The following is a 26,383-nucleotide window of genomic DNA, read 5'->3' on the forward strand; positions in this document are numbered from 1 at the left end:
CCTACATGGAATTAAACAGCAAAAAAGTAATCGTACAAAAATCTGCAGCCGACCTATGTGCTCACCTTAGTGAGGTTAAAAATTTCGAGCAATTAATGCCAGACAACATCAGTAAATTTGAAGTGATTCGTGAAGATGCCTTTATTTTTGCTTTAAAAGGAATGCCAGAAATTGCCCTAGAGGTAAAAGAAGTTGTAGCTCCTTACAAAGTAACCTTAGGTGCTATAAGCGATAAAATCCCGTTTACTTTGGTTGGCCATATCGATGTTATAGACGACAACTCCTCTGCCATTGAATTATTATTTCAAGGAGATTTTAATCCCATGATGGCAATGATGGTCAAAGGACCTGTAACAAAATTTATTGACACACTTTCAACAAATCTTGAATCTGCTTAATAACAATACTGAATTTCTTTTAGGTTATATTGTAGTACTTGTTCCTCCTCATCTTCAAGAATCAACAAGCCATTTTCGGTAACCCCTTTTATCATTGCATTAAAGGGACCTTTTTCTTTTGTTGAGAAGACTGCTACTTTATTTAATCGAAATAAGTTTCGATTATAGGCTTCAAAAACAGCATCGAATTCTTGTTGTTCTATTTGCAGTAATCGTTTTTCAAGATGCTCTAGAAGTATTGTTAGCACTTCGGAAATTTTAAATACCTGTCCACTTGATAAGTGCATCGAAGTTGCATTAGGCAGCCTTGTAAAGGATGGTTCGTTTACATTTAATCCTATACCAATTACAGAAGTATCTAAATGCATTCCGCGTGCTGAATTTTCAATTAAAATACCACAGCATTTTTTATCACGTGACATAATGTCGTTAGGCCATTTTATGGTGACTTCAGGAATTTTTTGGTCCACTAACATTTCAGAAACCGCCAAAGAAACCGCCATGGAAGCATACCATTGTTGCGAAATAGAAAGATTTTTAAATCGCTTAAACACACTAAAAGTCAAGCTCTTACCTTGTTGAGATTGCCATTTTGCCTCCAACTGCCCACGACCTTTGGTTTGACTATCGGTTACCACCACAGTGCCATCTGCCAGCACACAAGTCTTTGCCAAATCTTTTAAGTACGAATTGGTAGATGGGGTGGCACTAAGTTTGATTATCTTCACAGGTGACAATTTAAGATTTTATTATAGATGCATGCGCTTATTAACAAACAAAAAGTAATAACTTTGCAGAAACGAAACGTTTGAATGACTAAGAAAGAAAAAAACACAGATCTTCTTATTACAAATATCATTAGAGGGATTGAAGAGGTAAAAGGACAAGACATCGAAATTCTTGACCTAAGAGAAATTGAAAATACAGTTACAGACTATTTTGTAATTTGTAATGGTACATCCAACACACAAGTAAATGCTATTGTAAGCTCCGTTCAGAAAACCGTTAGCAAAGCTATTAAAGAAAAAGCTTGGCATATTGAAGGTAGCGACAACTCTGAATGGATCTTAATGGATTATGTACATGTTGTAGTTCACGTTTTCCAAAAACACATTAGAGATTTTTATGACATTGAAGGCCTTTGGGGCGACGCAAAGTCAGTAAAAATTGAAACTTCTCATTAAAAAAATTTAACAGCCACATGGCAGACGATACAAAAAATTCTAAAGACAAAAAGGACAAAAAACCTGACTTAAAGAAACCTAAGTTTAGCCCGTATTGGATATACGGAGCTATTTTTGTGATTTTTCTTGGCCTTCAACTTTCTGGAGGTAGTAGCTGGTCTCAAGTTAAAAAAACGAGTCAAGCCGAATTTGAAAACTTCTTAAAACAAGGAGATGTTCAAAAAGTAGAGATTGTAAATAAAAAAGTAGCTAAGGTGTATTTAACACAAGAAGCTAAGTCACAAGATGTGCATTTAAAAAACAAGCCCAAAGGATTTTTAGCTCCAGGTCCAAACGACCCAAACTACGAATTTGAATTTGGTGATCTTCAAAATTTTGAAAACAACTTTCAACAAATAAAAAAAGACAACAGTCTTAACACCCAAATTATCTGGAACACCGAGTCTAATCTTTGGGGAGAAGTAATTGTTGGATTATTACCATTTATTGTCATTATCGGAATCTGGATCTTCATCATGAGACGTATGTCTGGTGGTGCTGGCGGTGGTGGTGCCGGGGGTCAAATTTTTAACATTGGAAAATCAAAAGCCAAGTTATTTGACGAAAAAATAGACGTCAAGACATCCTTTAAAGATGTAGCTGGATTAGAAGGTGCTAAAGAAGAAGTACAAGAAATTGTAGACTTCTTAAAAAATCCAGAGAAATATACTTCTCTTGGTGGAAAAATACCAAAAGGAGCATTGTTAGTAGGACCCCCTGGGACAGGTAAAACATTGTTAGCTCGTGCTGTAGCCGGAGAAGCTAAAGTACCTTTTTTCTCACTGTCTGGATCTGACTTTGTAGAGATGTTTGTGGGAGTTGGAGCTTCAAGAGTACGTGATTTATTTAAACAAGCCAAAGAGAAATCGCCATCGATTATCTTTATAGATGAAATTGACGCTATTGGTCGTGCTCGTGGAAAAAGTAATTTTTCTGGTTCTAATGACGAACGCGAAAACACACTCAACCAATTACTAACAGAAATGGATGGTTTTGGAACACAAACCAACGTCATTGTAATTGCCGCAACCAACCGTGCAGATGTATTAGATAAAGCCTTAATGCGTGCGGGTCGTTTTGATAGACAGATATATGTTGATCTTCCAGACGTTAGAGAACGTAAAGAAATTTTTGAAGTACACTTACGTCCATTGAAAAAAGAAGAAGGTTTAGATACCGATTTCTTATCAAAACAAACACCAGGTTTCTCTGGAGCAGATATTGCCAATGTGTGTAATGAAGCTGCCTTGATCGCTGCTAGAAAAGAGAAAAAAGCAGTAGGAAAACAAGACTTCTTAGATGCAGTAGATAGAATTGTTGGTGGATTAGAAAAGAAAAACAAGATCATCACTCCTGCAGAAAAAGAAGCAATTGCCTTCCACGAAGCTGGACACGCAACAGTAAGCTGGATGCTTGAACATGCAGCACCCTTAGTAAAAGTAACTATTGTACCGAGAGGGCAATCTCTAGGAGCTGCCTGGTATTTGCCAGAAGAACGTTTAATTGTCCGTCCAGAACAAATGCTTGATGAAATGTGTGCTACCTTAGGAGGTAGAGCTGCAGAAAAAGTAATCTTTAATAAAATATCTACCGGAGCATTGAGTGACCTTGAAAAAGTCACCAAACAAGCACGTGCTATGGTTACAGTTTACGGACTTAATGACAAGGTTGGAAATCTTACCTATTACGATTCTAGCGGTCAGTCTGAGTATAATTTCAGCAAACCTTACAGTGAAAAAACAGCCGAACTTATCGATAAGGAAATTTCAAACCTTATTGAGACACAATACCAACGTGCTTTAGATTTACTAGAGTTGCATAAAGACAAACTTACCGAACTTGCGAATGTCCTTCTAGACAAAGAGGTAATCTTTAAAGACAATCTTGAAGTTATCTTTGGAAAAAGACCCTTTGAGAAACTTACTAGAGAAGAACAATCTAAAGAAACTGAAAATCCAAAAGAAGACACTGAAGTTCCAACAAATTAAGTAACTCCCTTTGAAATAGCAGCCCAAAGATTAGTCTTGTTGGTTTTCTATGACGAGATTTTTACTATCTTTGAGTGTCATAGAAGTTAAACTCCTCCTAAAACCTGCACATGAGTCTATTTAAAAGACTTTTAAAAGGAAATATCAATCCCCAAAGCAAGCCTAAACAAAAAGGTAAAAGTAGCGAGCGCGGAAAATATTACCCAGAAGATGCCCTTCCCATTGACGAAAAGTTTACTTACAACTTTAAAAAAAATGGAGGAAAATTTTTATACTGCATAGACGCCCAAGAAATCAACGAGGCATTTGATAATATCCTTTTAGAAAATGATTGGTACGAAAAAGAAGTTTTTTGTATTAACAAAATGCTCTCTGAAAAATTTGATGGATACAATTTAAGTTTCTCCAAAAAGACATCGGCCACTTTTTTCTTAACTACTTGCGAATCGTTAGTTGCCAATAATGGCTCCATACTGCTTTCTTCAAATCAAATAAAAGAAAAGAAGTTACATGAACTCCCAGCAAACATTGTCATTTTTGCTACAACCAGTCAGTTTGTTGAAAATATAAGTGAAGGGTTACGTATCATAAAAAATACAGGCGGTAAATTTATACCAAGTAATATTACCACCATTCAAGACTTCGAAACCGAAAAAGAAAAGGATTTTATGAGCTATGGAAGTAGCACAAAAAACCTATATTTGCTGCTTCTAGAAGACCTATAGAAGCCAACCATATGAGAGAAATTATTGTACGAACTATTTCGGGGATTGTCTATATCCTTATCGTTATTTTTTCGATGTACACCTCTCGTGAACTCTTCATGGGGCTCTTTCTACTACTAGGATTACTCACACTCAATGAATTCAAAAAACTCATTCAACTTAAGTCGGTTATACCCTATTTACTACTACCAATAGCCTTGTATTTTTTAAGTTATACTATATCTGAAATATTAATAGTCTATGTGTATTTAGGTATCTCCCTACTAGTTTCATTGTTGTTAGCAAGAGATTTATTTGTTGTTGACAAACCTCACATTTTTAAAAAACAAAATTACATCCCTGCCCTATTTTACCTTATTAGTGGCTTTGTGTTCTTAACACTCATCCCTTTTTCTAAAGGCACATTTTTGCCCGAAATCATTGTAGGTATCTTTGTGCTAATTTGGACGAATGACACCTGTGCCTTTGTGTTTGGAAAATCGTTCGGGAAACGCAAGCTCTTTGAGCGCATCTCTCCAAAAAAGACAGTTGAAGGGTTTTTAGGCGGACTCATTGGCGCTATCGTTGCAGGATTTATTATCTTTAAGGTAACAAACATATACAATCTCCCAATTTGGCTCTCATTAGCTGTTATCGCTTCATTATTTGGAACCATTGGAGACTTAATACAATCAAAATACAAACGCGCAGCGGGTGTAAAAGATAGCGGAGCAATCATGCCAGGTCATGGTGGCGTATACGACAGACTGGATAGTATTTTATACGCCAGCCCATTTATTTATGCATTTTTAGAAATTGTAACACATGTTTCATAAAGAAGGTCACAAAATCATTTTAATCACATTATTTCTAGTGGTAGCCATAAGTTTGGCTTCAGATTATTTTATAGAGAACAACTATTTGCGCAGTGCTATTATGATTGTTGCTATAGTTATGCTTGTATTGGTATTACAATTTTTCAGAAACCCAAAAAGAGACTTTGCAATTAACGAATCACATGTACTATCACCCGTAGATGGAAAGGTTGTGGTTATTGAAGAGGTTTTTGAGAAAGAATTTTTTAATGAAAAAAGATTACAGGTATCTGTATTTATGTCACCCATAAATGTTCACGTTACTAGATATCCAGTGGCTGGAGATGTTGTTTTTAGCAAATACCATCCGGGTAAGTTCTTAGTAGCTTGGCATCCAAAATCTAGCGAAGAAAACGAACGTACTACCGTGGTTGTGAATTCTAAAAAATTCGGAAATGTCCTGCATCGTCAAATTGCAGGTGCTCTAGCAAGACGTATTGTAAATTACGCCAAAGAAGGACAGCAAGTAACACAAGCAAGCGACAGTGGATTTATTAAATTTGGATCTCGTGTGGATGTATTTTTACCCATTGGCACAAAACTTGAAGTAGGGCTCAACGATGTTGTAAAAGGAGGCATCTCTGTTTTAGCATCAAAATAACCAAACAAACATGTAATGACTTCTCAGGAAATAGACATAGCATTTAAAAAAGCTGTTGAAAGTGTAAATAACCATCAGGAACCCTTTCCAGCAGATGTATTGCTGAAACTTTACGCATACTACAAAAGAGCCACAAATTCGCCTTATAACCCAGAGAACAGTAGCAAGAAGAAACTAATAGCAGCCTTTAAAACAAACGCCCTTTTCCAAACACAGCACCTCACAGAAAATGAGGCAAAACAAGCCTATATAGAGACTGCAACTCATTACTTTTTGTATAGGAAGTAATCTTTGGTCATTAGAGGGTGGTAGGACGCCTTTGGCTTGTAGTTTGTAGAAGGTAGTATTTTTGACTTTTTAAATAGCCTTTAGCCTTTAGTCTTTGGTCTTTGGTAAAAATGTGAAATACTACAAAACATAAACATATAAACACTTAAACTTCTAAACCTATAAACTCATTTCAACTAAGACTTTTCAACGAAGCTTCAATAGTTTCAATCTTAGCTAAGGCATCTGCTTCTTTCTTACGCTCATTTGCCACAACTTGCTCTGGAGCACCGCTTACAAATTTTTCATTTTTGAGCTTCCCTTGAACACTTCTTAAGAAACCTTGGGTGTATTTTAACTCTTCTTGAAGTTTCGCAATCTCCTCTTCTACATTAATAGCACCTTCCATTGGAATAAAATACTCATTAGATTTTACTCTAAAAGTCAAAGCACCATCTACTGCTGCAGTAACTGTAGTCATTTCACTAATATTTCCGAGCTTCATAATTACCGAATCAAATTGCGTATTTGCCTTTTCTGCATCTAGCACAGAAAGTGCTATCGCATCTTTAAAAGCAATGTTCTTCTCTTTTCTGACGGTTCTAATTCCAGACACTACTTCTGAAGCAAAATCGAAATTAGACAGCAATTCTTTATCAATTGTACTCGTTTTTGGCCAGTGGTTTACGATCAATGCTTCTTCTGGAGTTCTGTCAGCAATTGTATGCCATAATTCTTCTGTCAAGAAAGGCATAAACGGATGTAGCATACGTAAATTATCTTCAAAAATGGCAATCACTGAATTATAAGTATGTCTGTCGATTGGCGCCTGATAAGCAGGTTTTACAATCTCCAACAACCAACCACAGAAATCATCCCAAACTAGCTTATAAGTTGCCATTAAAGCATCGCTTATTCTGTATTTGCTGTAATGATCTTCAATTTCTACCAATGTTTCTTGTAATCGAGACTGATACCAAGCTATCGCTATTTTTGACGATTCAGGCTGTGGTATCGTTGCATCGATATCCCAAGACTGTGTCAATTTAAAGGCATTCCATATTTTGTTTGAAAATCCTTTTCCTTGCTGACAGAGCGCTTCATCAAACATCAAATCATTCCCAGCTGCAGCACTTAACAACAAACCAACACGAACTCCATCTGCACTGTAGTCATCAATCAACTTCAAAGCATCTGGAGAATTTCCAAGAGACTTACTCATCTTTCGGCGTTGCTTGTCGCGTACCAACCCTGTTAGATATACATTTTTAAACGGACGTTTTCCTGTGTACTCATAACCAGCAATAATCATACGTGCTACCCAGAAAAACAAGATATCGGGTCCGGTCACCAAATCATTGGTTGGATAATAATACTTAAATTCTTCATTTTCTGGATTGTTTAATCCATCAAATACACTCATAGGCCACAACCAAGAAGAAAACCAAGTATCTAATGCATCAGCATCTTGGCGCAAATCTTCTGCCTTCAAGTCAGCACTACCTGTTTTTTCTTTCGCTAACACCACAGCGTCTTCTAATGTTTCCGCTACCACAAAATCCTCTTTACCATCTCCATAGAAATAGGCAGGAATTTGTTGGCCCCACCATAACTGACGCGAAATGTTCCAATCGCGAATATTGGTCATCCAATGACGATAGGTATTTTCAAATTTCTTTGGATGTAATACTACATCATCTTCCTCCAATACAGCTTTAATGGCAGGCTTTACTAAGTCTTCCATTTTCAAGAACCACTGGTCACTCAAACGTGGCTCGATAACCGCTTTAGTACGTTCACTGGTTCCAACCTTATTTAAGTGTTGCTCTGTTTTAAGCAAAGCACCCATGGCTTCCAGTTCTGCGGAAATTTCCTTTCGTACTACAAAACGATCTTTACCTTCATAGTGCATTCCAAAACTATTTAAGCTAGCATCTTCATGGAAAATATCTATCACCTCAAGTTGGTGTTTATCTCCTAGTACTTTATCATTTTCATCATGTGCAGGTGTTACTTTTAAGCAACCTGTACCAAACTCAACATCCACATAGGAATCTTCAATAATTGGAATTACTCTATTACAAATAGGTACAATTGCCTTTTTCCCTTTTAAATGAGTAAATCGCTCATCCTCTGGGTTGATACAGATGGCTGTATCTCCAAAAATAGTTTCAGGACGTGTTGTTGCAATGGTAAGCGTTTCATCACTGCCTTCTATTTTATAGGCAATGTAATATAAGTTTCCTTGCTTTTCAACATGGTTTACCTCTTCATCACTCAAGGTAGTTTTAGCCTCAGGATCCCAATTTACCATACGGTACCCGCGGTAAATCAATCCTTTATTATACAGATCCACAAAACTCTTGATCACTTGTTTAGACATAGCAGGATCAAGGGTAAACTTTGTACGTTCCCAATCACATGAAGCACCTAATTTCTTTAATTGTTCTAGTATTACACCACCATACTCCTCGGTCCAATCCCAAGCGTGTTTTAAAAATTCTTCACGAGTTAAATCAGATTTCTCAATACCTTGTTCTTTAAGTCTTGCCACTACTTTTGCTTCGGTAGCAATACTTGCGTGATCTGTACCAGGCACCCAACAAGCATTTAAGCCTTTTAAACGCGCACGACGAATGAGTACATCCTGTATGGTATTGTTTAACATATGCCCCATATGCAGTACACCTGTCACGTTTGGAGGCGGAATTACAATAGTGTATGGTTCACGTTCATCTACTTCGCTATGGAAGTAATTGTGCTCCATCCAGTACTGGTACCACTTTTCTTCAACGTTTTGTGCAATATAGGCTCCTGCTTGGTTCATTTTGGTATCATTTTTGAAATAAGAATGCAAAAGTAGGGATATCTCTAGTATTATGAAATGTTTAATGTGTATAACTTAACTTGTATAGTGTACTAAAGTTACTTAAATTAGCAAACCCTTAAATTTAAACGATATGAAAAAAATAGTATTAATTGCATTGGTAAGTCTTATTGGATATGCCGCAAATGCTCAGGCAAAAATCAGTTTCAAAAATGAAACTGTAGATTATGGTAAAATAGAAAAAGGAAGTGATGGAGTTCGTGTATTCGAATTTACAAACACAGGAGATGCACCACTTATCGTAACTGATGTTAAGTCTAGCTGTGGATGTACTGTACCAAAGAAACCTAAGGGTCCTATTGCAGCTGGAGCTACTGGAACTATTGAAGTAAAATACGATACCAATAGAGTGGGTCCTATTAGAAAGACAGTAACTGTATATTCTAACGCAGACGAGCCTATTAAAGCACTAAAAATAAAAGGTGAGGTCTTAAAACCTGGCGCTAGTGTTTTAGAAAAAACAGAAAAATAAAAACAATCTCAATTGTATTAAAAGCCGGTTTACTTTGTAAATCGGCTTTTTCATTATAGTACTTTTTCTAGCATAAAATCTGTTACTAGCAGTTTATCTCCACGTTCATATGCCACTTTAATTTTACGTCCTTCTCTACTACTCAGCAATGCGATAAGCTCATATAGTTTGTATTTATAGCAAAACTCCCCATTAATTTTAATAATACCATCTCCAACTTTTAACCCTGCTCTTTCAGCAGGCGAATCGGGTCTAATTTCAGCAATTACTACTTTTGGAGCGGTAAGTAGAGAATAAACTGGATCAACAAGAATAGAAGACTGTCCAGGATACGTATTTGACCCAGGTTTTGAAATAGAAATACTTTCACTTCGAATATCCTGAAGTTCTTTTACTTGAATAGAACCATCATAACTAAGGGTAAGTCCGCTTAAATTATAATAAAAAGGTTTTTTATAATTGCGATTCCTTTTAAGCGTCATCTGCTTCTCTTGGTAATTCATAGTGACCGTAAACCGCTTTAAAATTTCGCCCCCAATACTCCCTTTTCGATTCTTAAAAAATGCTACGGCATCTAACATTTCAACATCTGGAAACGCTACCGTTACATCACGAAACTCAAAAGCATTCATCTTAACTGTATTCATTTTGGACCGTTTCCCATAAATACTTCCACTAATACTTAAGCCCAAAAAATCATTAAAGTAATTTTTAGGGGTTTCTTCCATATATCCCTCCTCTTCAAATAACCAAAGCGCATCACTTGAACCAGAATCTACCAACAACCGTGTAGGTTTCTGTTCGTCTCCAATCATGGCTTCGATATAGGGTTTATTATTAAAAAAATCTAAGTCAAAATCCTGACACTTTCTACAGGGTTTCTTCTGAAATTTTAGAGGATCATAAAAGGTTAGTTTTTTCGAAGTATAGTTTGTCTTTACGACAAAATCTTTAAAAAATTGATAGCCCAAAATCCCGTGAATAGGTACTCCCATTCTTGTAGAGAAATCAAACTGCTCTTCAAAAACTACATAAATATCATGATCGCGATCTATCGCTTTTCCTACTTTAATGGTATTTGCATTACTTTTTAAAGCCTTTACTTCAAGTAAACCGCCTAGACCTCTAAGCGAAATAGGAGTTGCATTCTTAATGGCAATAGAATCTTTGGTTGTCACACCAAACAACAAGGTGTTACTCACGCCAGTATCTAATAAAAAGGATAATGAAACACCATTTAATTCTAGGGGTACCACAACCAGATTATTCACCAATTCAAAAGAAACTACACTTTTCTTTTTACCATCTTCTAGTTGAAACTGCGCCTTTACAAATTGCGGAAACAATAGCAATAAAACAATCATAAAAGACATAAAAAAAGAAATGGAAGTAGCGGTATTTTTCATTCTTTTCAATTTAAAAAAAAATCCACAAACCAAGGGCTACAATGCTGTATTTATAAACTATTTTTTGCAACTTTGTCATTCAAAAAATATTGTTATGCCAAGAATATCAACCAAAGGGCAGCACATGCCTGAGTCACCTATAAGAAAACTGGTACCTTTTGCCGAAAAAGCTTACAAAGCCAACAAAAAAGTATACCATCTTAATATTGGTCAGCCAGACATAAAAAGTCCGCAAATAGCTATGGATGCAGTAGCATCACACTCTCTGGATATTTTGGCATACACAAGATCTGAAGGTTCTGAAGCATACCGCTCAAAAATTGCTGCCTATTACCAGCGCAATAACATCATGGTAGACCACAATGAGATTATTGTCACTACTGGAGGTAGCGAAGCACTTCTATTTGCCATGGGTAGCATAGCAGATGCAGGCGATGAGATTATCATACCTGAGCCATTTTACGCCAACTATAACGGTTTTGCAACAGCTTCTGGTGTAAAGATTGTTCCCGTTATTTCTAAAATAGAAGACAATTTTGCGTTGCCTAATATTTCAGAATTTGAAAAACTAATTACTCCAAAAACCAAAGCCATTCTTATTTGTAATCCTGGAAATCCAACTGGATACTTATACTCAAAAGAAGAAATTCAGACCCTTGCTCAAATTGTAAAAAAACACGATCTGTTTTTAGTGGCCGATGAAGTATACAGAGAATTTGCATACGACAACCTAAAGCACTATTCTATTCTCGAAGAACCAGGTATGGAAGACTACGGGATCATTATCGACTCTGTATCGAAACGTTACAGTATGTGTGGTGCACGAATTGGTTGCTTGGTTACAAAAAACAAACAAGTTATAAGCACCGCTTTAAAATTTGCACAGGCGCGATTGAGTCCGCCAACCTTTGCGCAAATTGCCAGTGAAGCGGCATTAGAAACACCACAATCATATTTCGACGAAGTGATTGTAGAATATAAAGACCGTCGTGATACTTTGATTGAAAAATTAGAAGAAATTCCTGGTGTTACTGTTGGACATCCAAAAGGAGCATTTTATTGCATTGCGCAGCTTCCTATTAAAAATAGTGATGCTTTTGCCCAATGGCTTTTAGAAGAATTTGACGTAGACGGAGAAACCATTATGGTAGCTCCAGCTGCTGGATTTTATTCTTCTCCTGGCGTTGGATTAAACCAAATTCGTATTGCCTATGTGCTAAATAAAGAGAGTCTCTTAAAGGCTGTCTCGATTTTAAAACAAGCATTAGCAGTATACAAAGACTAATGCAGATACAAGAACACATTTCATTAAAGGCCTTCAATACCTTTGGCATTGAAAGCACGGCACGTTATTTTGTTTCTGTAACAACAATACGGGAGCTTCAAGAGGTGTTAGCACTCCCCGACTATCCTGAGAAATTTTTATTAGGTGGTGGAAGCAATATGCTACTCACAGGACCTATAGATGCGCTCGTCATTCATCTTCATTTACAGGGAATTTCAGTAACACATGAAACAGAAGATCACATTGAGCTCTCCTGTATGGCTGGAGAAAATTGGCACGAATTTGTCATGTATTGCATAGCTCATAATTATGGCGGTATCGAAAACATGTCATTGATTCCAGGAAATGTTGGTACTGCGCCCATACAAAACATTGGGGCCTATGGGGTAGAGTTAAAAGATGTATTTCTGAAATGTGACGCCATCGAAATTGCATCTGGAAAAGAAGTTTCCTTCTCAAATTCCGATTGTAATTTTGGCTACCGAAACTCTATTTTTAAGACCACTCATAAAGGAGAATACGTCATCACTAATGTCACCTTCAAGCTGAGCAAAAAAAACCACGAACTACATACTGGCTATGGCGCTATTAAAGATCAGTTAGCCACCAAAAACATTAGTAATCCCTCCATAAAAGATGTAAGTGATGCAGTGATTGCTATACGCCAATCAAAACTTCCTGATCCCAAAGAATTAGGGAACAGTGGTAGCTTTTTTAAAAACCCTATTGTAGACAGCGAAACGTTTAGAACTTTTAAAACGGCCTTCCCAGAAGCACCGTATTACGAGGTCTCTAACACCGAATTTAAAATTCCGGCAGGATGGCTCATAGAACAAGCAGGCTTTAAAGGAAAACGTTTTGGAGACGCTGGTGTTCATAAAAATCAAGCCTTGGTGTTGGTGAACTACGGAAATGCTAGTGGAAATGAAATATGGGAACTTGCCCTTAAAATTCAAGAAAAAGTTCGCAAAGACTTTGGTATTTTAATCGAACCAGAAGTAAATATCTTCTAAATTTCCTTCTAACAGCGAAGCGATCTAACATCTAGCAGCGTTAGCGGTCTGCCTACTTTTTTTAACACAACAGTGAGTTGTTTCTCACAAAAAATCCTTGTATTTTCACAGTATGGAATCTCTAGACTTTAGCAATCCGTTTTTACTCATTTTTGGTGGGCTCGTTTTATTGATAGTCCTTTATTTTTGGAACAAACAAAACCAACATAGTTTGCGCAAAAGAAAGAACAAATCCTTTAGAGAACGCTATCAAGAACGTAAAAAAGCTGAACATGAAAACAAGTTATAACATGAAAAATTATTGGATAGCATTCGTTTTTTTAGCAAGCAGCACGATGGTGTTTGGACAGTCTTTTCAAGGCAGTAAGAGTATATCGAGTCATTTTAACACGACCAACATACCATCCATACCAACACAAGATTTTAGTGTGGCTTTTACCAAAAAATCTGGAAACTCTTTTTACGTATACAATGAAGCTACGGGTCTTAATGATACGTTTACTGAATACAGAAACCAATACGCATACACTAGATCAACCCTCGTGTTTAGCAATCAATTTAGAAGTATTAAAGTAGATTCTTTTAATCCGTACGGGGTTGACAATCCTGGAGCCGCTATTGTGACAGGACTTTTACAATTATTATTTTAACACCTGCAGCATAACGCCATGAAAATATATACAAAAACTGGTGATGCCGGTACTACTGCCCTATTTGGTGGTACCCGCGTACCCAAACACCACATTCGCATTGAAAGTTACGGAACCGTAGATGAACTCAACTCACATATCGGACTCATAAGAGACCAAAAGGTGGATCCACGTACTTCGGAAATATTAGTGCACATTCAAAATAAGTTATTTACCGTAGGTGCTATTTTAGCGACACCTCCGGAGAAAGAAATTCTTAAAAATGGAAAGGAACGACTTAATATTCCTAAAATTTCCGAAGAAGAAATAGCGCTTTTAGAAACCGAAATTGATTATATGAATGAAGCGCTTCCTCCCATGACACATTTTGTATTACCGGGAGGACACCCAACGGTGTCATATTGTCACATAGCACGTTGTGTGTGCCGCAGAGCCGAACGAATCGCGACGCTTTTAGACGAGCAAGAAGCGATCGATCCAAGGGTTTTAAAGTACCTAAACAGACTATCTGACTACCTTTTTGTGCTGGCACGAAAGTTGTCACATGAGTTGCAAGCAGACGAAGTAAAATGGATACCAGAGAAATTATAAGTAGATCCAAAACTAACTTGCTTAGAAACAGCTACAACAAATTAAAATCTTAGGTTTTATTTAACAATTGGAGCTTAAAAATAATAATCGCAAATAATTGATTTTTAATTAGTTGCAAACGTTCTTAGAAATACAGCTTAAATAATTTGTTTTTTCCTTGACTTTTTCGACTAAAAAATTATTTTTGCACAAAATTAAAACATAGTAATATATGTACTGGACATTAGAATTAGCGTCGTATTTAAGTGACGCGCCTTGGCCGGCAACAAAAGATGAGTTGATTGACTACGCGATCCGTACTGGAGCTCCATTAGAAGTAGTAGAAAATTTACAAGCCATAGAAGATGAGGGAGACTCTTATGACTCTATTGAAGAAATCTGGCCAGATTATCCTACAGATGAAGACTATCTGTGGAACGAAGACGAATATTAAGACAAACGTTTTATATAACGTTATTATAAAACAGGCTTACTGTTATACGTACGCTATTTAAAAGTCTCTGTTTTCAGGGACTTTTTTAGGTTATAGGTATGTCGCCATACCGCAACAATAACCTAATCACACAACAAGAAATAAAACATATAGCGCTAGACGCTGCAGAATATAAGACACATGGGATTTTTAGACAACGTATTAAAGGTATTTGTAGGAGACAAATCCAAAAAAGATATTGGAGACATACAACCGTATGTAAAGGAAGTAAAATCGCACGAAGCTGCACTTGAAAAATTAAGTATCGATGAGCTACGTGCAAAGAGTGATACTTTTAGAGCCATTATCAAAGAGGATCAAAAAGAAGTACAAGCTAAGATTGATGCACTTCAAGTAGCTGCAAATAAAGAAGATGATATTGACAAGAAAGAAGATATCTACAACGAAATAGATGCCTTAAAAGATGAGCGCTATGCCATCGAGAAGGAAACGCTCAATAAAATCTTAGGAGAAGCCTTTGCTGTCATGAAAGAAACTGCAAAGCGTTTTAAAAACAACGAAACACTTCGCGTTACTGCAACTGCCTATGACCGTGAACTATCTGGAGAAAAAGACTATGTAACCCTAGACGGAGATCACGCCATCTGGAAAAACTCTTGGGATGCAGCTGGAAAGCAAATTACTTGGGACATGGTACACTATGATGTACAATTGATTGGTGGTGTTGCATTACATCAAGGAAAAGTAGCAGAAATGCAAACGGGTGAAGGTAAAACATTGGTAGCAACCTTACCGGTATACTTAAATGCCCTTGCTCAAAATGGAGTACACGTAGTAACGGTGAACGATTACTTAGCAAAACGTGATAGCGCATGGATGGCACCTATTTTTCAATTCCATGGCATGACTATAGATTGTATCGATAATCATAAGCCAAATAGTGCTTCAAGACGAGAGGCATACAACAGTGATATCACCTACGGTACGAATAACGAATTTGGTTTCGATTACCTGCGTGATAACATGGCACACAAGCCAGAAGATTTGGTACAACGTCCACATCACTACGCAATTGTCGATGAGGTAGATAGTGTATTAATTGATGATGCGAGAACGCCATTAATTATCTCGGGACCTGTTCCACAAGGAGATCGTCATGAGTTTAATGAATTAAAGCCAAAAATTGCAGACATTGTTGCTGTGCAGCAAAAATACCTTACTGGTGTATTGGCAGAGGCTAAAAAATTAATCAAAGAAGGAGATCTTAAAGAAGGTGGTTTCAAATTACTTCGTGTGTATCGTGGTATTCCAAAAAACAAAGCCTTAATTAAGTTCTTATCGGAAGAAGGGGTAAAACAAATTCTGCAAAAAACAGAAAACACGTACATGGCAGACAACAATCGTGAAATGCCAAAGGTAGATGCAGAGTTGTACTATGTTATTGAAGAGAAAAACAACCAAATAGAACTTACAGACAAAGGTGTAGATTACCTTTCTGGACCAGACAATCCAGATTTCTTTGTAATGCCAGAAATGGGGACTGAGATTGCCAAAATTGAAGCGCAAGGACTATCTAGTGAAGAGGAAGCAAATCTTAAAGAAGAATTGTTTAGAGACTTTGGTATTAAAAGTGAGCGTATTCATACGTTGAGTCAGTTACTTAAGGCGTACTCGTTATTCGAAAAAGACACCCAATATGTGGTGATGGATAACAAAGTTATGATTGTAGATGAGCAAACTGGACGTATCATGGATGGTCGTCGTTATAGCGATGGATTACACCAAGCCATTGAAGCCAAAGAAAATGTAAAGATTGAGGCAATGACTCAAACCTTTGCAACAGTTACCTTACAGAATTACTTTAGAATGTACCGCAAACTAAGTGGTATGACAGGTACTGCTGTAACAGAAGCAGGAGAACTTTGGGAAATCTACAAGTTGGATGTGGTAGAGATACCTACCAACCGCCCTATTGCCCGTCACGATCGCGAGGACAAAATTTATAAAACAAAAAGAGAGAAATACAATGCTGTTATTGATGAAGTAACAGAACTATCTGCCCAAGGAAGACCGGTATTGATTGGTACTACCTCTGTAGAAATCTCTGAATTATTAAGTCGTATGTTGAGCATTAGAAAGGTACCACATAATACCTTAAATGCTAAGATGCACAAAAGTGAAGCAGATATTGTTGCCGAAGCTGGTAATGCTGGCGTGGTAACTATTGCTACCAACATGGCAGGTCGTGGTACCGATATTAAACTAAGTGATGCTGTAAAAGCTGCTGGAGGTTTAGCCATTGTAGGTACAGAGCGTCATGACTCTAGACGTGTAGACAGACAGTTACGTGGTCGTTCTGGTCGTCAGGGAGATCCAGGTAGCTCACAGTTCTATGTATCGCTAGAAGACAACTTAATGCGTTTGTTTGGTAGTGAAAGAATTGCTAAGATGATGGATAGAATGGGACTAAAAGAAGGAGAAGTAATACAACACTCTATGATTTCTAAGTCTATTGAACGTGCGCAGAAAAAAGTAGAGGAAAATAACTTTGGTATTCGTAAGCGTTTGCTTGAGTATGATGATATCATGAACGCTCAGCGTGAGGTTATCTATAAACGAAGATATAATGCTTTGTTTGGTGATAGACTACGTGTAGATATTGCCAACATGATTTATGATACTGCAGAAATCATTGCAGAAACAAACAAAGGTGCTCAAGATTTCAAAAACTTTGAGTTTGAGTTAATTCGTTATTTCTCGATGAGTGCTCCTATTACTCAAGATGAGTTTGGTAAGCTAAGTGCCCAGGAAATTGCTGGAAAAGTTTACAAAGCTGCCTATAGTCATTATCAAGATAAAATGACTAAAAATGCAGCAATGGCATTTCCAGTGATTCAAAATGTATATGAAAATCATAAAGATCAATACAAACGCATCTTGGTGCCATTTACAGATGGTGTAAAAACATTAAATGTTGCTACAGATCTTGAAAAAGCATATGAAACCCAAGGAACAGAATTGATAAAAGATTTTGAGAAAAACATTTCGTTAGCCATTATAGACGATTCTTGGAAGACGCATTTACGTAAAATGGATGAGTTAAAGCAATCGGTACAATTAGCTGTACATGAGCAAAAAGACCCTTTATTAATTTACAAGTTTGAAGCTTTTGAGTTGTTTAAGAAAATGGTTGAAAACGTAAATAAAGATGTATTATCATTCTTATTTAAAGGGGAGTTACCACAAGAAAACCAGCAACAAATTCAAGAAGCTCGTGAGGTAAAGCGTAAAGAAAACCTAAGTGAGCAGAAAGATGAGATTCAAAATTTAGACGAACGCTCTATGCAATCAAGAGCAGCTGGACAAACACAACCGCAGCAACAACAAATTACGGAGACCATTACGCGTGAAATGCCAAAAATTGGTAGAAACGATAAAGTGACTATCAAGCATGTTATGAGTGGAGAAAGTAAAGAGGTGAAATACAAACAAGCCCTGCCTTTAATTACCAAGGGAGAATGGGTGTTGGTTAATGACTAATACTTAAAAGGTATCTGATAAGAAAACCCAAAGGCTACTGCTTTTGGGTTTTTTTATATCTTTAAAGTTGCTATTTTTCTGAAATTTTAAACCAACCAATTATGTTTAGTAAAATTAAAATAGAATTTAAATGGGCAATCATCTTTACAGTATTGACCTTAGCATGGATGCTATTAGAAAAAACACTAGGCTGGCATGATGAAAAAATTGCCGATCATTGGTGGCTTACGCTTTTCTTTATGCCTTTTGCTGTGGCAATGTATGTATTAGCCATTCGTGAAAAACGAAGACGCATCTTTGATTTTAAAATGTCTTGGAAACAAGGGTTTATAAGTGGTGTTACTTTGGCAGTTTTTATAGCTTTATTGTCGCCTGTTGCGCAATACATAACCCATAATTACATTACGCCAGAGTTTTTTGAAACGGTAAAGAATTATTCTGTAACCAATAACTTAATGACTATTGAGGCTGCTAATGACTATTTTAATTTTAATAGTTATTTAATGCAATCCTTTTTTGGAACGTTACTAAGTGGTATTGTAGTATCGGCTATTGCAGCCTTTTTCTTGAAGAGAAACGAATAGGTTTTGAAGATTGGGGATGAATGAAAGGGATCTGGGTTTCTAAAATTTCCGAAGTACTATTGCAAAATTAAATTGCTATACTCTGCATTTACTAAGAAGTTTCTGCTTTTGGTATTGCTTTTATTAAATCCTTTTGCCAAGACACGCTGTCCTTGATTGCTTGTGTTAATTTGCAATGATTTTGGATATTTCATGGTAGACTTTTTACCATTAAACAAAAACGAAAAAGAGGTATTTGGTAACGACACTGCCGCATCTGTATTACGCAATACAAGCTCTAATTGTTTAAAATCGCTATCCACTTTTCCAATAATTAAGGCACCAAAAGAACCCGTTACAAAGGCTTCCTTACCAATTCTACCCACACGCACATCGCTTGAATTTGCGTTGAGCTGAATACTCTCTGCAGTTTCAATATCACATTTATCTACAAACTTTACATATAGAGTTCCATACTGCCAATCTTTTACCACCACAGGCGCATAAGAAGCATTGATGAGGGTTTGCCCCCCATCAATACGTTCTGCTGTAAACGGTGTGTGATTTAATGTTGCTTTTACATTAAATGCATCTGCCATTTTTATTTCTCCATGACGTACATTAATTTCTGTCTTGGTGTCTTTTGGCATTTTAATAATAATCGTTCTTTTTGCCGCTGGTGTTTTCTTAGCGTTGTTGTTGGTAATAATGGTTTTGGTATTTCCATTTTCATCAACAACAGTCGTTTTAGAATACGAAGATCCATTAGCACCGTTCACACTGCGCTCTATTATTTTACCCATTTCTTCCATTTGCTTTCCGAAGTCTTCTCCAAAGTTTTCTCCAAACTGCTCTCCCCAGGCTTCCATTTCTTTTCCAAATTGCTCGCCCCATGCTTCCATGTCTTCTCCAAACTTCTCACCCCATGCTTCCATTTTTGCTTCCCATTCTGGACCAAAACGCTCTTCGTATTCTTGCTCTAGTTTTTTACCCCAAGCTTCCATATCTCTTTCAAAGTCTTCTCCAAAGTTTGCATCCATTTGTGCTTCAAACTTTTTCATGTATCCTTCTTCATCTTTCTTGTATTCTTCGTAATCGAAATCTACGGCACCTACACTGCGCATAATAGTTTCGGTAAATTCTGGCGAACTCACAGAGGTAATTACAGGTGTTAGTGCATTTTCAAGTAAGGGTCCCAAGAAATCTAGGTTTCCTAAAGATTCTAGACTAGATAGATTGTTTCCATTCCAATTACCTCTAGCATTAGAACTAATTACTACACTCTTAGAATTTCCAAGTACTTCAAAATTCCAGTTATCAAAAAGTTCTTGCTTTTGTTCTTTAGTAAGGTCATCTCCTTCTATAAAAGCTTCTACTTCTACTTTGTCTTTGTTCCAGGTTTCAAAAATAACATTGGTGTGTGACGTATTCACCGTTACAACCATATCATCACCTGCCTTGTAAGACTCTACAAATTTTTCTTGAGAAAAACCTGTAGCAACTACTACGAGCGCTAGGGCTGCAGATAGCTTATGCTTCAATACTGCTAATGTTTTCATTTGTTTGATTTTTTAGTTCTTTTAATTTTGTTTTTAACTTCATTAATAGCTCTAATCTCATCTTAAGGTTATCGACTAGTGCTGTGATGGTTTCTTCTGTAGGACCTACTTCAGTAAGTTCAGCATTTAAGCTCTCATACTCTTCGGTAAGTACTTTTAATTGTTGCATGTATCCGTCAATGACATCTTTATTATCTGTAGTGATTTCTAGAGATGCTAATTGTACATTAATACCTATCATGTAATAATCCTCAACACGTTTTAAATCTGGAGAGATATCTGCCAGACGCAATTGCTTTTCGTTTTTTGTTGGTTGCGTGGTAGGAGTACTTTCAACAAGTGAATCTTCCCCGTTATTTTTTGAAAATTGGTGATAGCCAAACATACTAACTGCTATAAATGCAATAGCAACAGCAGCAATTTTCATCCAAAAAATAAGTGGCCTTTGGGTTTGGGCCGTATCTTCCTCTGTACCAAAAGCAGCTTGCAAACGGGCTTCAAAACGTGCTTCATGTCCTACTGGTAATGAGGGCTCTTGCGATGGTTTCCCCTTCATGAGTTCTCTAATATCCTGTGCCATATTGTAGGTGTTTTAATTGTTGTTTTAATTGTATTTTACCACGATGTAAATTGGTTCTAGAAGCACTTTCTGTAATATCAAGAACTTGCGCAATTTCTTGATGATCATAGCCTTCTAATAAAAACAATTTTACTACCGACTTATAATTTGGACTTAACTTCTCTATTGCTCCATGAATCTCTTCCATGGTAGTGCCATCTTCTACTGCCCAATCGGTATCTTCTTCATCTTCAATACGTAATGTCTCGTCATTTATCTCCTCTAGATGCGCTTTTTTCTTTTTTAATGCATCTAAGCAAGTATTAATTACAATACGTTTTAACCAAGCTCCAAATGTAACATCACCCTTAAATTGTTCAATTTTTTTAAATGCTTTTATAAAGGCAACTTGCATGGCATCTTCGGCCTCGGCTGTGTTTTTCAAATACCTACTCGCTACGATAAACATACCATCACAGTATTGTTTATAGAGGGCCATCTGGGCTCTAGGATTTTGTGCTCTGCACTGTTCAACAAGTAATGAATTTGACACGTATGCTGATGGTTTTTTTTAGTGGTCGTTTAAGAGACGACAATTTAACAAGGCTGTTTCAGAAAAAATGATTTTTTTAGAAATAAATAGTATATTGGAGTAAATTCCTGAAAACCAACGGTTATGAAAAAAACTACATCATCTTCAATAGTATACCTTTTACTTGCGTACTTTATTTACACTACTTCTGTCTATGCCTTCACTTTTGGTGGAAATGACACTTGCAACACTGCCTTAGAAATTGTCTGTGGCGAAAGTTTAAATGGAACCACTTTAGATAAAACAGATACCAATGGCGTAAGTGGGCCCGATGCTTTTTACAAATTTACAGAGACTGCAACAGAAGCAAGGGACGTAACTTTTTCTGTGTGCACAGGATTTAATTATGATACCTATATGCGTGTGTATACAAGCTGTACTCTTACCAATCCATTAGAAAATGATGATACTTGTGATTTAGGTTCCGAAATCATTTTAACTACTACTCCGGGTACCACCTATTATATTGCTATTGAAGGATTTAATGGCGACACAGGAAATTTCACCTTAACAGCTGCCTGCGAAGGCCCTGCTATGCCACCACCAAATGATAATTTGATTAATGCAATAGATATTTCCAACAACGGTCAGGGATTATCCTATTATGCTGAAAACGTAGATACACCAAATGCTACAGAAGAGGGTGGAAATCCCATAAATTGTACACTAGATGGTTTTAATGGAGTTTGGTATACCTTTTATTCTTTTGAAGAAACAGGGAGAATAAACGCATCTATCCTTTCACCTAATGGAGTTCAAGCTGTTATTTTATTTGAGTCTCCTATTGCATCACCCACTATAAATGAACTTACGCGAATTGATGATCAACAAAACCCTTGCTTTACAGGTAACAATGCACAAGCAGGAACTGTTCCAGAGATGTATTATTTCGTATTTGTAACCAACTCTGGAAATATCACAGATATTTCGATAGATCAAGCCATACTTGGTGTTGAAAATTCTTTATTTGAAACATTTTCTTTTTCTCCTAATCCAACTTCGGAAATTTTAAACCTCAAAAATACGATCGCTATAGACCAAATTAGCATTAAGAATATGTTAGGAACAACAGTTTTAGAAACTACTATTAATGCAACGCAAGCCACTATCAGTACAGAACATCTTAGCAGCGGCACTTATATTTTAACCGCTACTGTAGAAGGAGTGCATTCTCATTATCAGTTGATCAAAAAATAATTGTTTCTAATATTTCAGAAAAACAAAACCCCAAACTTTTATAAGCTTGGGTTTTTTACTATGTGGAATTCACTATTTATTCATCCAGTAACAAATTAAGTGTAACTGTTATGTTATCTCTCGTTGCTTTTGAAAAAGGGCACATTTCATGCGCTTCGTTTACCAATTGCTCGCCAGTTTCATGGTCTACTCCAGGAACATAACAATCTAAAGTTGCCTCTAAAAAGAAACCATCTTCATCTTTGCAAAAACCAATCGTTGCATCTACACTAATTTTTGTAGCATCTATGTCTAATTTATGAATTCCAGCAACTGCTTGCAAGGCGCCTCCAAAACAGGCTGCATAGGCAGCGCCAAAAAGTTGTTCAGGATTAGTGCCTGTACCACCATCGCCACCCATACCTTTAGGTACAGACAATGGCATATCTATAGGTCCACCTTCACTTTGCACATGTCCTGCTCTTCCTCCTGTAGCGTTGGTAGTTGCTTCATATAATGTCTTCATGATCTATTTTTTAAGGTTATTCTGTTCAATATACAGCGCAAAAATGAGTTTCGAAAAATAGAATGTCATAAATTTGTCATAAATTCACTTTGTGAACAAGAAAGGAAAACATAGTAGCGCATTACACGAAAAAAAAGGTATTGAACAACCCAAAACCTTAAGTACAGACGCTGCCGAAAAACTAAAAAAAGCACGCAAACAAAAGCTAACCATTCCTGACTTAATTACACAGCTCCTTGCTGGAAACAAAACAGCATTAAGTAGAGCGATCACCATTATTGAAAGTACCGCCACCAAACACCAATTGCAATCCAAACAACTTATTGAAGGTTGTTTACCCCATGCAAATAAGTCAGTTCGAATTGGTATCACGGGTGTCCCTGGGGTTGGAAAAAGCACCTTTATCGAACAGTTTGGAACCTTATTAACCCAACAAGGTCATTGTGTTGCTGTCTTAGCTGTAGACCCAAGTAGTAGCTTAAGTAAAGGAAGTATTTTAGGGGACAAAACCAGAATGGAAGCTTTGGTGAAAAACGAACATGCGTTTATTAGACCTTCTGCTAGTGGAGATTCACTTGGAGGCGTTGCTAGAAAAACGAGAGAAGCTATTATTTTATGCGAAGCTGCTGGCTACACACATATCATTATAGAAACTGTTGGTGTAGGGCAAAGTGAAACTGCAGTACATTCTATGACAGATTTTTTCTTGTTATTAAAATTAGCTGGTGCGGGTGACGAATTACAAGGAATTAAGAGAGGCATTATGGAAATGGCAGATGCTATTTTAATTAACAAAGCAGATGGTGAGAATGTAAAGGCTGCCAAATTAGCCAAAACAGCATTTAATAGAGCCTTGCATCTCTACCCTCCAAAAGACAATGGTTGGATTCCAAAAACAATTACCTGTAGCGCACTTCAAAACGAAGGAGTCATGGATGCATTGAACCTTATAGAAGTTTACATAACACAGATGAAAGAAACAGGGCATTTCAGAAGCAAAAGAAATGAACAACAACAGTTTTGGATGCTACAAACCATAGAAAACACCTTGAAGAATGATTTTTATAAAAACCCAGAAATAAAAAAACTATTAAGAACACTCTCCAAAAAAATTGAAAGCAATACGATGTCTCCTTTTGAAGCAGCAGACATACTCATTAATGCTCACAAGGGTAGCGTTTTATAATTTTTTATACTTTTATAGCTATGGTATCCCCAGAACATCATCATATTGATAGCCACTTTATGCTAACTAACATAATTACAAGCAAAATTGCTATGGTCTATATTTACAACAAAAATATAGTTGTAGTGGAGGTAAAAAGTGGTATAAAGCTTTCTTACCTAGTAGGTGCTTCTTTACTCTTAAAGGGATTAGCAGTGTTAAAAAATCGCCCTTGGGTTTATATTTCAAATCGCGTCAACAGCTACTCTGTCGTACCTACAGATTATGATTACCTTCATAGAATAAAAACCCTAAAAGGGCTTAGTATTGTTACAAAAGAAAGTGTGATTAATTCTAATCCTCCAATAGAAGAAGTATTTTGCAAAAAACCATTTAAGCTTTCATCAGACTTAAATGACTCTATGATATGGGCAAAAAATGCGCTTAATGGCACGTTTGTTCTTTAACTCCATACTTAAATTTATATCAGGTTTTCTGCTTTTTCTTTTTCGCAGCTGGAAATAACACATTATTTAAAATCAAACGATAGCCTGGCGATTGCGGATGTAATGCCAATTCGGTTTTAGCATCACCAACGCGATGTTGGTAATCTTCTGGATCATGACCTCCGTAAAAAGTAAAGAAGCCTTTTCCTTTGATACCATGAATATAGCGAGCTTCTCCACTTGCTTTATGCTCTCCCATTACCAATACATTCGATTTAATAAGATCTCTTTTGTAGCTAGTTGTTTGACCCATAAAGCCTTTCACTAAAGATGTATGATTTTGCACTAACATACACGGAATTGGATCCCACTTAGCAGAATAATCCATTAATGAGAAATAATCTGTCTCTTTTCGAACTTTACGCTTCGTAGTCATATCAATAGAAGAAAACTCATAGACCATTGGGCTACGTTCCAAGATGTAATTCTTAAAAGCAAAGGTTTTTTTAAAATCAATTTTGTTTTGGTAATTGGCATCGCTAGCATCACCATCAAACATAGGTTCACATATATCAACTCCCTCGGCAGAAAGCGCAATATCAAAGCTATCAGTAGCACTACACATAGCAAACATAAAACCACCTCCTACGACATAGTCTCTAATTTTTAAAGCGACATCTCTTTTTTCTTCGGAAACTTTAGCATACCCTAATTTTGCTGCCAATGCCTCCGATTTCTTTTTTTCTTCTATATACCAAGGTGCCGAACGATAAGCTCTGTAAAATTTACCATATTGCCCTGTAAAATCTTCATGATGGAGGTGCAACCAATCATACAATAACAGCTCATCACCTAACACCTCTTCATCATAAATGGTTTCGTAGGGTATTTCAGCATAGGTCAATACCATCGTTACTGCATCATCCCAAGGCTGATTTCCTTTTGGAGAGTAGACCGCAATTTTAGGCGCTTTTTCTAAGACAACAGCCTCCATATTTTGAGAAGGACTACTAATTTCTTCAAGAATCTGAGCCGCTTTAGACTCGCTAATTACTTCGAATGAAACCCCTCTTATCTGACATTCTTTACGAATTTCATCACTATCTGGCAGTAAAAAAGAACCGCCTCTATAGTTGAGCAACCATTTTGCTTTTACTTTCTTTTCTAGGGTCCAATAGGTAATACCATAGGCTTTTAAATGCTCTTTCTGAGAATCGGCATCCATTGGGATTAAAATATAAGAGGCATAGCTTTGTATGCTAAAAAGAAATAAAAACAATAGGGTAAGAAACTTCGTCATAGTGTAAATATAACGACAAAATGTAAGCCAAAGTTTAGGAAGACTGAAAGAGTTTGAAATTTTAGAGGAAAGACCGTTCGCTTCGCTCTCAAATAGAGGCTAGACCGCTTGCTCCATCGCTAAGGCTTCGACAGGCTCAGCCTGACAAAACATCTTTGAAACTT

At 36.7% G+C, this 26,383-nt stretch carries 26 protein-coding genes; 18 read left to right on the plus strand and 8 right to left on the minus strand.

What is annotated here, in order from left to right:
• Positions 1-5 precede the first annotated feature (5 nt).
• Positions 6-398, plus strand: coding sequence for an SRPBCC family protein (locus tag ACY2RS_RS00505; protein WP_490096640.1), 393 nt, complete (start codon positions 6-8; stop codon positions 396-398).
• Here ACY2RS_RS00505 and ACY2RS_RS00510 read toward each other — a convergent pair.
• Positions 395-1,126, minus strand: a complete 732-nt coding sequence (locus ACY2RS_RS00510; RefSeq protein ID WP_490096641.1) for a biotin--[acetyl-CoA-carboxylase] ligase — start codon at positions 1,124-1,126, stop codon at positions 395-397. The two genes, ACY2RS_RS00505 and ACY2RS_RS00510, sit on opposite strands and share 4 nt — an antisense overlap.
• Before the next feature lie 84 nt (positions 1,127-1,210).
• On the opposite strand from ACY2RS_RS00510, the gene rsfS reads away from it, so the two are divergent.
• The 6 genes from rsfS to ACY2RS_RS00540 all read left to right on the plus strand — a co-directional run bounded on the left by rsfS (position 1,211) and on the right by ACY2RS_RS00540 (position 6,077).
• Complete coding sequence (gene rsfS / locus ACY2RS_RS00515) at positions 1,211-1,582, plus strand: ribosome silencing factor (protein ID WP_490096642.1); 372 nt, start codon at positions 1,211-1,213, stop codon at positions 1,580-1,582.
• Positions 1,583-1,599: 17 nt separating this feature from the next.
• Entirely contained in the window at positions 1,600-3,609 is a 2,010-nt protein-coding gene (gene ftsH, locus ACY2RS_RS00520; RefSeq protein WP_490096643.1) for an ATP-dependent zinc metalloprotease FtsH, read from the plus strand.
• A gap of 110 nt (positions 3,610-3,719) precedes the next feature.
• Positions 3,720-4,334 carry an LUD domain-containing protein gene (locus ACY2RS_RS00525; protein ID WP_490096644.1) on the plus strand — a complete coding sequence of 205 codons (615 nt, stop codon included), beginning with the start codon at positions 3,720-3,722 and terminating at the stop codon, positions 4,332-4,334.
• A gap of 11 nt (positions 4,335-4,345) precedes the next feature.
• Complete coding sequence (locus ACY2RS_RS00530; protein ID WP_490096645.1) at positions 4,346-5,149, plus strand: phosphatidate cytidylyltransferase; 804 nt, start codon at positions 4,346-4,348, stop codon at positions 5,147-5,149.
• Positions 5,139-5,789, plus strand: a complete 651-nt coding sequence (locus ACY2RS_RS00535; RefSeq protein WP_490096646.1) for a phosphatidylserine decarboxylase family protein — start codon at positions 5,139-5,141, stop codon at positions 5,787-5,789. The genes ACY2RS_RS00530 and ACY2RS_RS00535 overlap by 11 nt, the downstream gene beginning before the upstream one ends.
• Before the next feature lie 15 nt (positions 5,790-5,804).
• Positions 5,805-6,077 carry an acyl-CoA-binding protein gene (locus tag ACY2RS_RS00540; protein WP_490096647.1) on the plus strand — a complete coding sequence of 91 codons (273 nt, stop codon included), beginning with the start codon at positions 5,805-5,807 and terminating at the stop codon, positions 6,075-6,077.
• A 172-nt stretch (positions 6,078-6,249) separates the two neighbouring features.
• Here the strand turns inward: ACY2RS_RS00540 and ACY2RS_RS00545 are convergent, their stop codons facing one another.
• The gene (locus tag ACY2RS_RS00545) at positions 6,250-8,883 is read right to left on the minus strand and encodes a valine--tRNA ligase (RefSeq protein ID WP_490096648.1); all 2,634 of its coding nucleotides are present in this window, start codon (positions 8,881-8,883) and stop codon (positions 6,250-6,252) included.
• Between the two features lie 133 nt (positions 8,884-9,016).
• On the opposite strand from ACY2RS_RS00545, the gene ACY2RS_RS00550 reads away from it, so the two are divergent.
• Positions 9,017-9,415, plus strand: coding sequence for a DUF1573 domain-containing protein (locus ACY2RS_RS00550; RefSeq protein WP_490096649.1), 399 nt, complete (start codon positions 9,017-9,019; stop codon positions 9,413-9,415).
• A gap of 53 nt (positions 9,416-9,468) precedes the next feature.
• Here the strand turns inward: ACY2RS_RS00550 and ACY2RS_RS00555 are convergent, their stop codons facing one another.
• Positions 9,469-10,821, minus strand: a complete 1,353-nt coding sequence (locus ACY2RS_RS00555) for a retropepsin-like aspartic protease (RefSeq protein ID WP_490096650.1) — start codon at positions 10,819-10,821, stop codon at positions 9,469-9,471.
• A 94-nt stretch (positions 10,822-10,915) separates the two neighbouring features.
• On the opposite strand from ACY2RS_RS00555, the gene ACY2RS_RS00560 reads away from it, so the two are divergent.
• From ACY2RS_RS00560 to ACY2RS_RS00590, 7 genes are all read left to right on the plus strand, one after another.
• On the plus strand, positions 10,916-12,106 hold the full coding sequence (locus ACY2RS_RS00560) for a pyridoxal phosphate-dependent aminotransferase (protein ID WP_490096651.1): 1,191 nt from the start codon (positions 10,916-10,918) through the stop codon (positions 12,104-12,106).
• Positions 12,106-13,119, plus strand: coding sequence for a UDP-N-acetylmuramate dehydrogenase (murB, locus tag ACY2RS_RS00565; protein ID WP_490096652.1), 1,014 nt, complete (start codon positions 12,106-12,108; stop codon positions 13,117-13,119). Before ACY2RS_RS00560 ends, murB begins: the two co-directional genes overlap by 1 nt.
• Before the next feature lie 272 nt (positions 13,120-13,391).
• Positions 13,392-13,769: a hypothetical protein gene (locus ACY2RS_RS00570; protein ID WP_490096653.1), complete on the plus strand. Its 378-nt coding sequence runs from the start codon at positions 13,392-13,394 to the stop codon at positions 13,767-13,769.
• An 18-nt stretch (positions 13,770-13,787) separates the two neighbouring features.
• The gene (locus ACY2RS_RS00575) at positions 13,788-14,360 is read left to right on the plus strand and encodes a cob(I)yrinic acid a,c-diamide adenosyltransferase (RefSeq protein WP_490096654.1); all 573 of its coding nucleotides are present in this window, start codon (positions 13,788-13,790) and stop codon (positions 14,358-14,360) included.
• A gap of 211 nt (positions 14,361-14,571) precedes the next feature.
• Positions 14,572-14,793, plus strand: coding sequence for a DUF2795 domain-containing protein (locus tag ACY2RS_RS00580; protein WP_008272287.1), 222 nt, complete (start codon positions 14,572-14,574; stop codon positions 14,791-14,793).
• A 180-nt stretch (positions 14,794-14,973) separates the two neighbouring features.
• The gene (gene secA, locus ACY2RS_RS00585) at positions 14,974-18,333 is read left to right on the plus strand and encodes a preprotein translocase subunit SecA (RefSeq protein WP_490096655.1); all 3,360 of its coding nucleotides are present in this window, start codon (positions 14,974-14,976) and stop codon (positions 18,331-18,333) included.
• Positions 18,334-18,434: 101 nt separating this feature from the next.
• Positions 18,435-18,917: a DUF4199 domain-containing protein gene (locus tag ACY2RS_RS00590; protein ID WP_490096656.1), complete on the plus strand. Its 483-nt coding sequence runs from the start codon at positions 18,435-18,437 to the stop codon at positions 18,915-18,917.
• Positions 18,918-18,973: 56 nt separating this feature from the next.
• On the opposite strand, the gene ACY2RS_RS00595 is transcribed toward ACY2RS_RS00590, so the two are convergent.
• Genes ACY2RS_RS00595 through ACY2RS_RS00605 form a run of 3 tightly spaced genes read right to left on the minus strand, consistent with a single transcriptional unit; the run spans position 18,974 to position 21,513 of the window.
• A complete protein-coding gene (locus ACY2RS_RS00595) occupies positions 18,974-20,455 on the minus strand; it encodes a hypothetical protein (protein ID WP_490096657.1) in 1,482 nt (493 codons plus the stop codon).
• The gene (locus tag ACY2RS_RS00600) at positions 20,427-21,035 is read right to left on the minus strand and encodes a hypothetical protein (protein WP_490096658.1); all 609 of its coding nucleotides are present in this window, start codon (positions 21,033-21,035) and stop codon (positions 20,427-20,429) included. The genes ACY2RS_RS00595 and ACY2RS_RS00600 overlap by 29 nt, the downstream gene beginning before the upstream one ends.
• Positions 21,019-21,513, minus strand: coding sequence for an RNA polymerase sigma factor (locus ACY2RS_RS00605; protein ID WP_490096659.1), 495 nt, complete (start codon positions 21,511-21,513; stop codon positions 21,019-21,021). The genes ACY2RS_RS00600 and ACY2RS_RS00605 overlap by 17 nt, the downstream gene beginning before the upstream one ends.
• Before the next feature lie 177 nt (positions 21,514-21,690).
• Here ACY2RS_RS00605 and ACY2RS_RS00610 point away from each other — a divergent pair, with 177 nt between their 5' ends.
• Entirely contained in the window at positions 21,691-22,803 is a 1,113-nt protein-coding gene (locus tag ACY2RS_RS00610; RefSeq protein WP_490096660.1) for a T9SS type A sorting domain-containing protein, read from the plus strand.
• Positions 22,804-22,879: 76 nt separating this feature from the next.
• Here ACY2RS_RS00610 and ACY2RS_RS00615 read toward each other — a convergent pair whose 3' ends face one another.
• A complete protein-coding gene (locus tag ACY2RS_RS00615) occupies positions 22,880-23,308 on the minus strand; it encodes an Ohr family peroxiredoxin (protein WP_490096661.1) in 429 nt (142 codons plus the stop codon).
• A gap of 91 nt (positions 23,309-23,399) precedes the next feature.
• On the opposite strand from ACY2RS_RS00615, the gene meaB reads away from it, so the two are divergent.
• A complete protein-coding gene (gene meaB, locus ACY2RS_RS00620) occupies positions 23,400-24,494 on the plus strand; it encodes a methylmalonyl Co-A mutase-associated GTPase MeaB (RefSeq protein WP_490096662.1) in 1,095 nt (364 codons plus the stop codon).
• Positions 24,495-24,514: 20 nt separating this feature from the next.
• Positions 24,515-24,940, plus strand: coding sequence for a hypothetical protein (locus ACY2RS_RS00625; RefSeq protein WP_490096663.1), 426 nt, complete (start codon positions 24,515-24,517; stop codon positions 24,938-24,940).
• Positions 24,941-24,959: 19 nt separating this feature from the next.
• Here ACY2RS_RS00625 and ACY2RS_RS00630 read toward each other — a convergent pair whose 3' ends face one another.
• Positions 24,960-26,219 carry an asparagine synthetase B gene (locus tag ACY2RS_RS00630; RefSeq protein WP_490096664.1) on the minus strand — a complete coding sequence of 420 codons (1,260 nt, stop codon included), beginning with the start codon at positions 26,217-26,219 and terminating at the stop codon, positions 24,960-24,962.
• Positions 26,220-26,383 lie beyond the last annotated feature (164 nt).

The organism is Patiriisocius sp. 208BN25-11 (assembly GCF_058147145.1).

Bases quoted from the DNA above. Each gene is read 5' to 3' on its own strand.
- ACY2RS_RS00555 (WP_490096650.1), bottom strand. From the start codon at position 10,821: ATGAAAAATACCGCTACTTCCATTTCTTTTTTTATGTCTTTTATGATT.
- murB (WP_490096652.1), top strand. From the start codon at position 12,106: ATGCAGATACAAGAACACATTTCATTAAAGGCCTTCAATACCTTTGGC.
- ACY2RS_RS00570 (WP_490096653.1), top strand. From the start codon at position 13,392: ATGAAAACAAGTTATAACATGAAAAATTATTGGATAGCATTCGTTTTT.
- ACY2RS_RS00610 (WP_490096660.1), top strand. From the start codon at position 21,691: ATGAAAAAAACTACATCATCTTCAATAGTATACCTTTTACTTGCGTAC.
- ACY2RS_RS00590 (WP_490096656.1), top strand. From the start codon at position 18,435: ATGTTTAGTAAAATTAAAATAGAATTTAAATGGGCAATCATCTTTACA.
- ACY2RS_RS00530 (WP_490096645.1), top strand. From the start codon at position 4,346: ATGAGAGAAATTATTGTACGAACTATTTCGGGGATTGTCTATATCCTT.
- ACY2RS_RS00550 (WP_490096649.1), top strand. From the start codon at position 9,017: ATGAAAAAAATAGTATTAATTGCATTGGTAAGTCTTATTGGATATGCC.
- ACY2RS_RS00630 (WP_490096664.1), bottom strand. From the start codon at position 26,219: ATGACGAAGTTTCTTACCCTATTGTTTTTATTTCTTTTTAGCATACAA.
- ACY2RS_RS00625 (WP_490096663.1), top strand. From the start codon at position 24,515: ATGGTATCCCCAGAACATCATCATATTGATAGCCACTTTATGCTAACT.
- ftsH (WP_490096643.1), top strand. From the start codon at position 1,600: ATGGCAGACGATACAAAAAATTCTAAAGACAAAAAGGACAAAAAACCT.
- secA (WP_490096655.1), top strand. From the start codon at position 14,974: ATGGGATTTTTAGACAACGTATTAAAGGTATTTGTAGGAGACAAATCC.
- rsfS (WP_490096642.1), top strand. From the start codon at position 1,211: ATGACTAAGAAAGAAAAAAACACAGATCTTCTTATTACAAATATCATT.
- ACY2RS_RS00575 (WP_490096654.1), top strand. From the start codon at position 13,788: ATGAAAATATATACAAAAACTGGTGATGCCGGTACTACTGCCCTATTT.
- ACY2RS_RS00560 (WP_490096651.1), top strand. From the start codon at position 10,916: ATGCCAAGAATATCAACCAAAGGGCAGCACATGCCTGAGTCACCTATA.
- ACY2RS_RS00540 (WP_490096647.1), top strand. From the start codon at position 5,805: ATGACTTCTCAGGAAATAGACATAGCATTTAAAAAAGCTGTTGAAAGT.
- ACY2RS_RS00535 (WP_490096646.1), top strand. From the start codon at position 5,139: ATGTTTCATAAAGAAGGTCACAAAATCATTTTAATCACATTATTTCTA.
- ACY2RS_RS00545 (WP_490096648.1), bottom strand. From the start codon at position 8,883: ATGAACCAAGCAGGAGCCTATATTGCACAAAACGTTGAAGAAAAGTGG.
- ACY2RS_RS00595 (WP_490096657.1), bottom strand. From the start codon at position 20,455: ATGAAAACATTAGCAGTATTGAAGCATAAGCTATCTGCAGCCCTAGCG.
- ACY2RS_RS00615 (WP_490096661.1), bottom strand. From the start codon at position 23,308: ATGAAGACATTATATGAAGCAACTACCAACGCTACAGGAGGAAGAGCA.
- ACY2RS_RS00525 (WP_490096644.1), top strand. From the start codon at position 3,720: ATGAGTCTATTTAAAAGACTTTTAAAAGGAAATATCAATCCCCAAAGC.
- ACY2RS_RS00600 (WP_490096658.1), bottom strand. From the start codon at position 21,035: ATGGCACAGGATATTAGAGAACTCATGAAGGGGAAACCATCGCAAGAG.
- ACY2RS_RS00580 (WP_008272287.1), top strand. From the start codon at position 14,572: ATGTACTGGACATTAGAATTAGCGTCGTATTTAAGTGACGCGCCTTGG.
- ACY2RS_RS00505 (WP_490096640.1), top strand. From the start codon at position 6: ATGGAATTAAACAGCAAAAAAGTAATCGTACAAAAATCTGCAGCCGAC.
- ACY2RS_RS00605 (WP_490096659.1), bottom strand. From the start codon at position 21,513: ATGGCCCTCTATAAACAATACTGTGATGGTATGTTTATCGTAGCGAGT.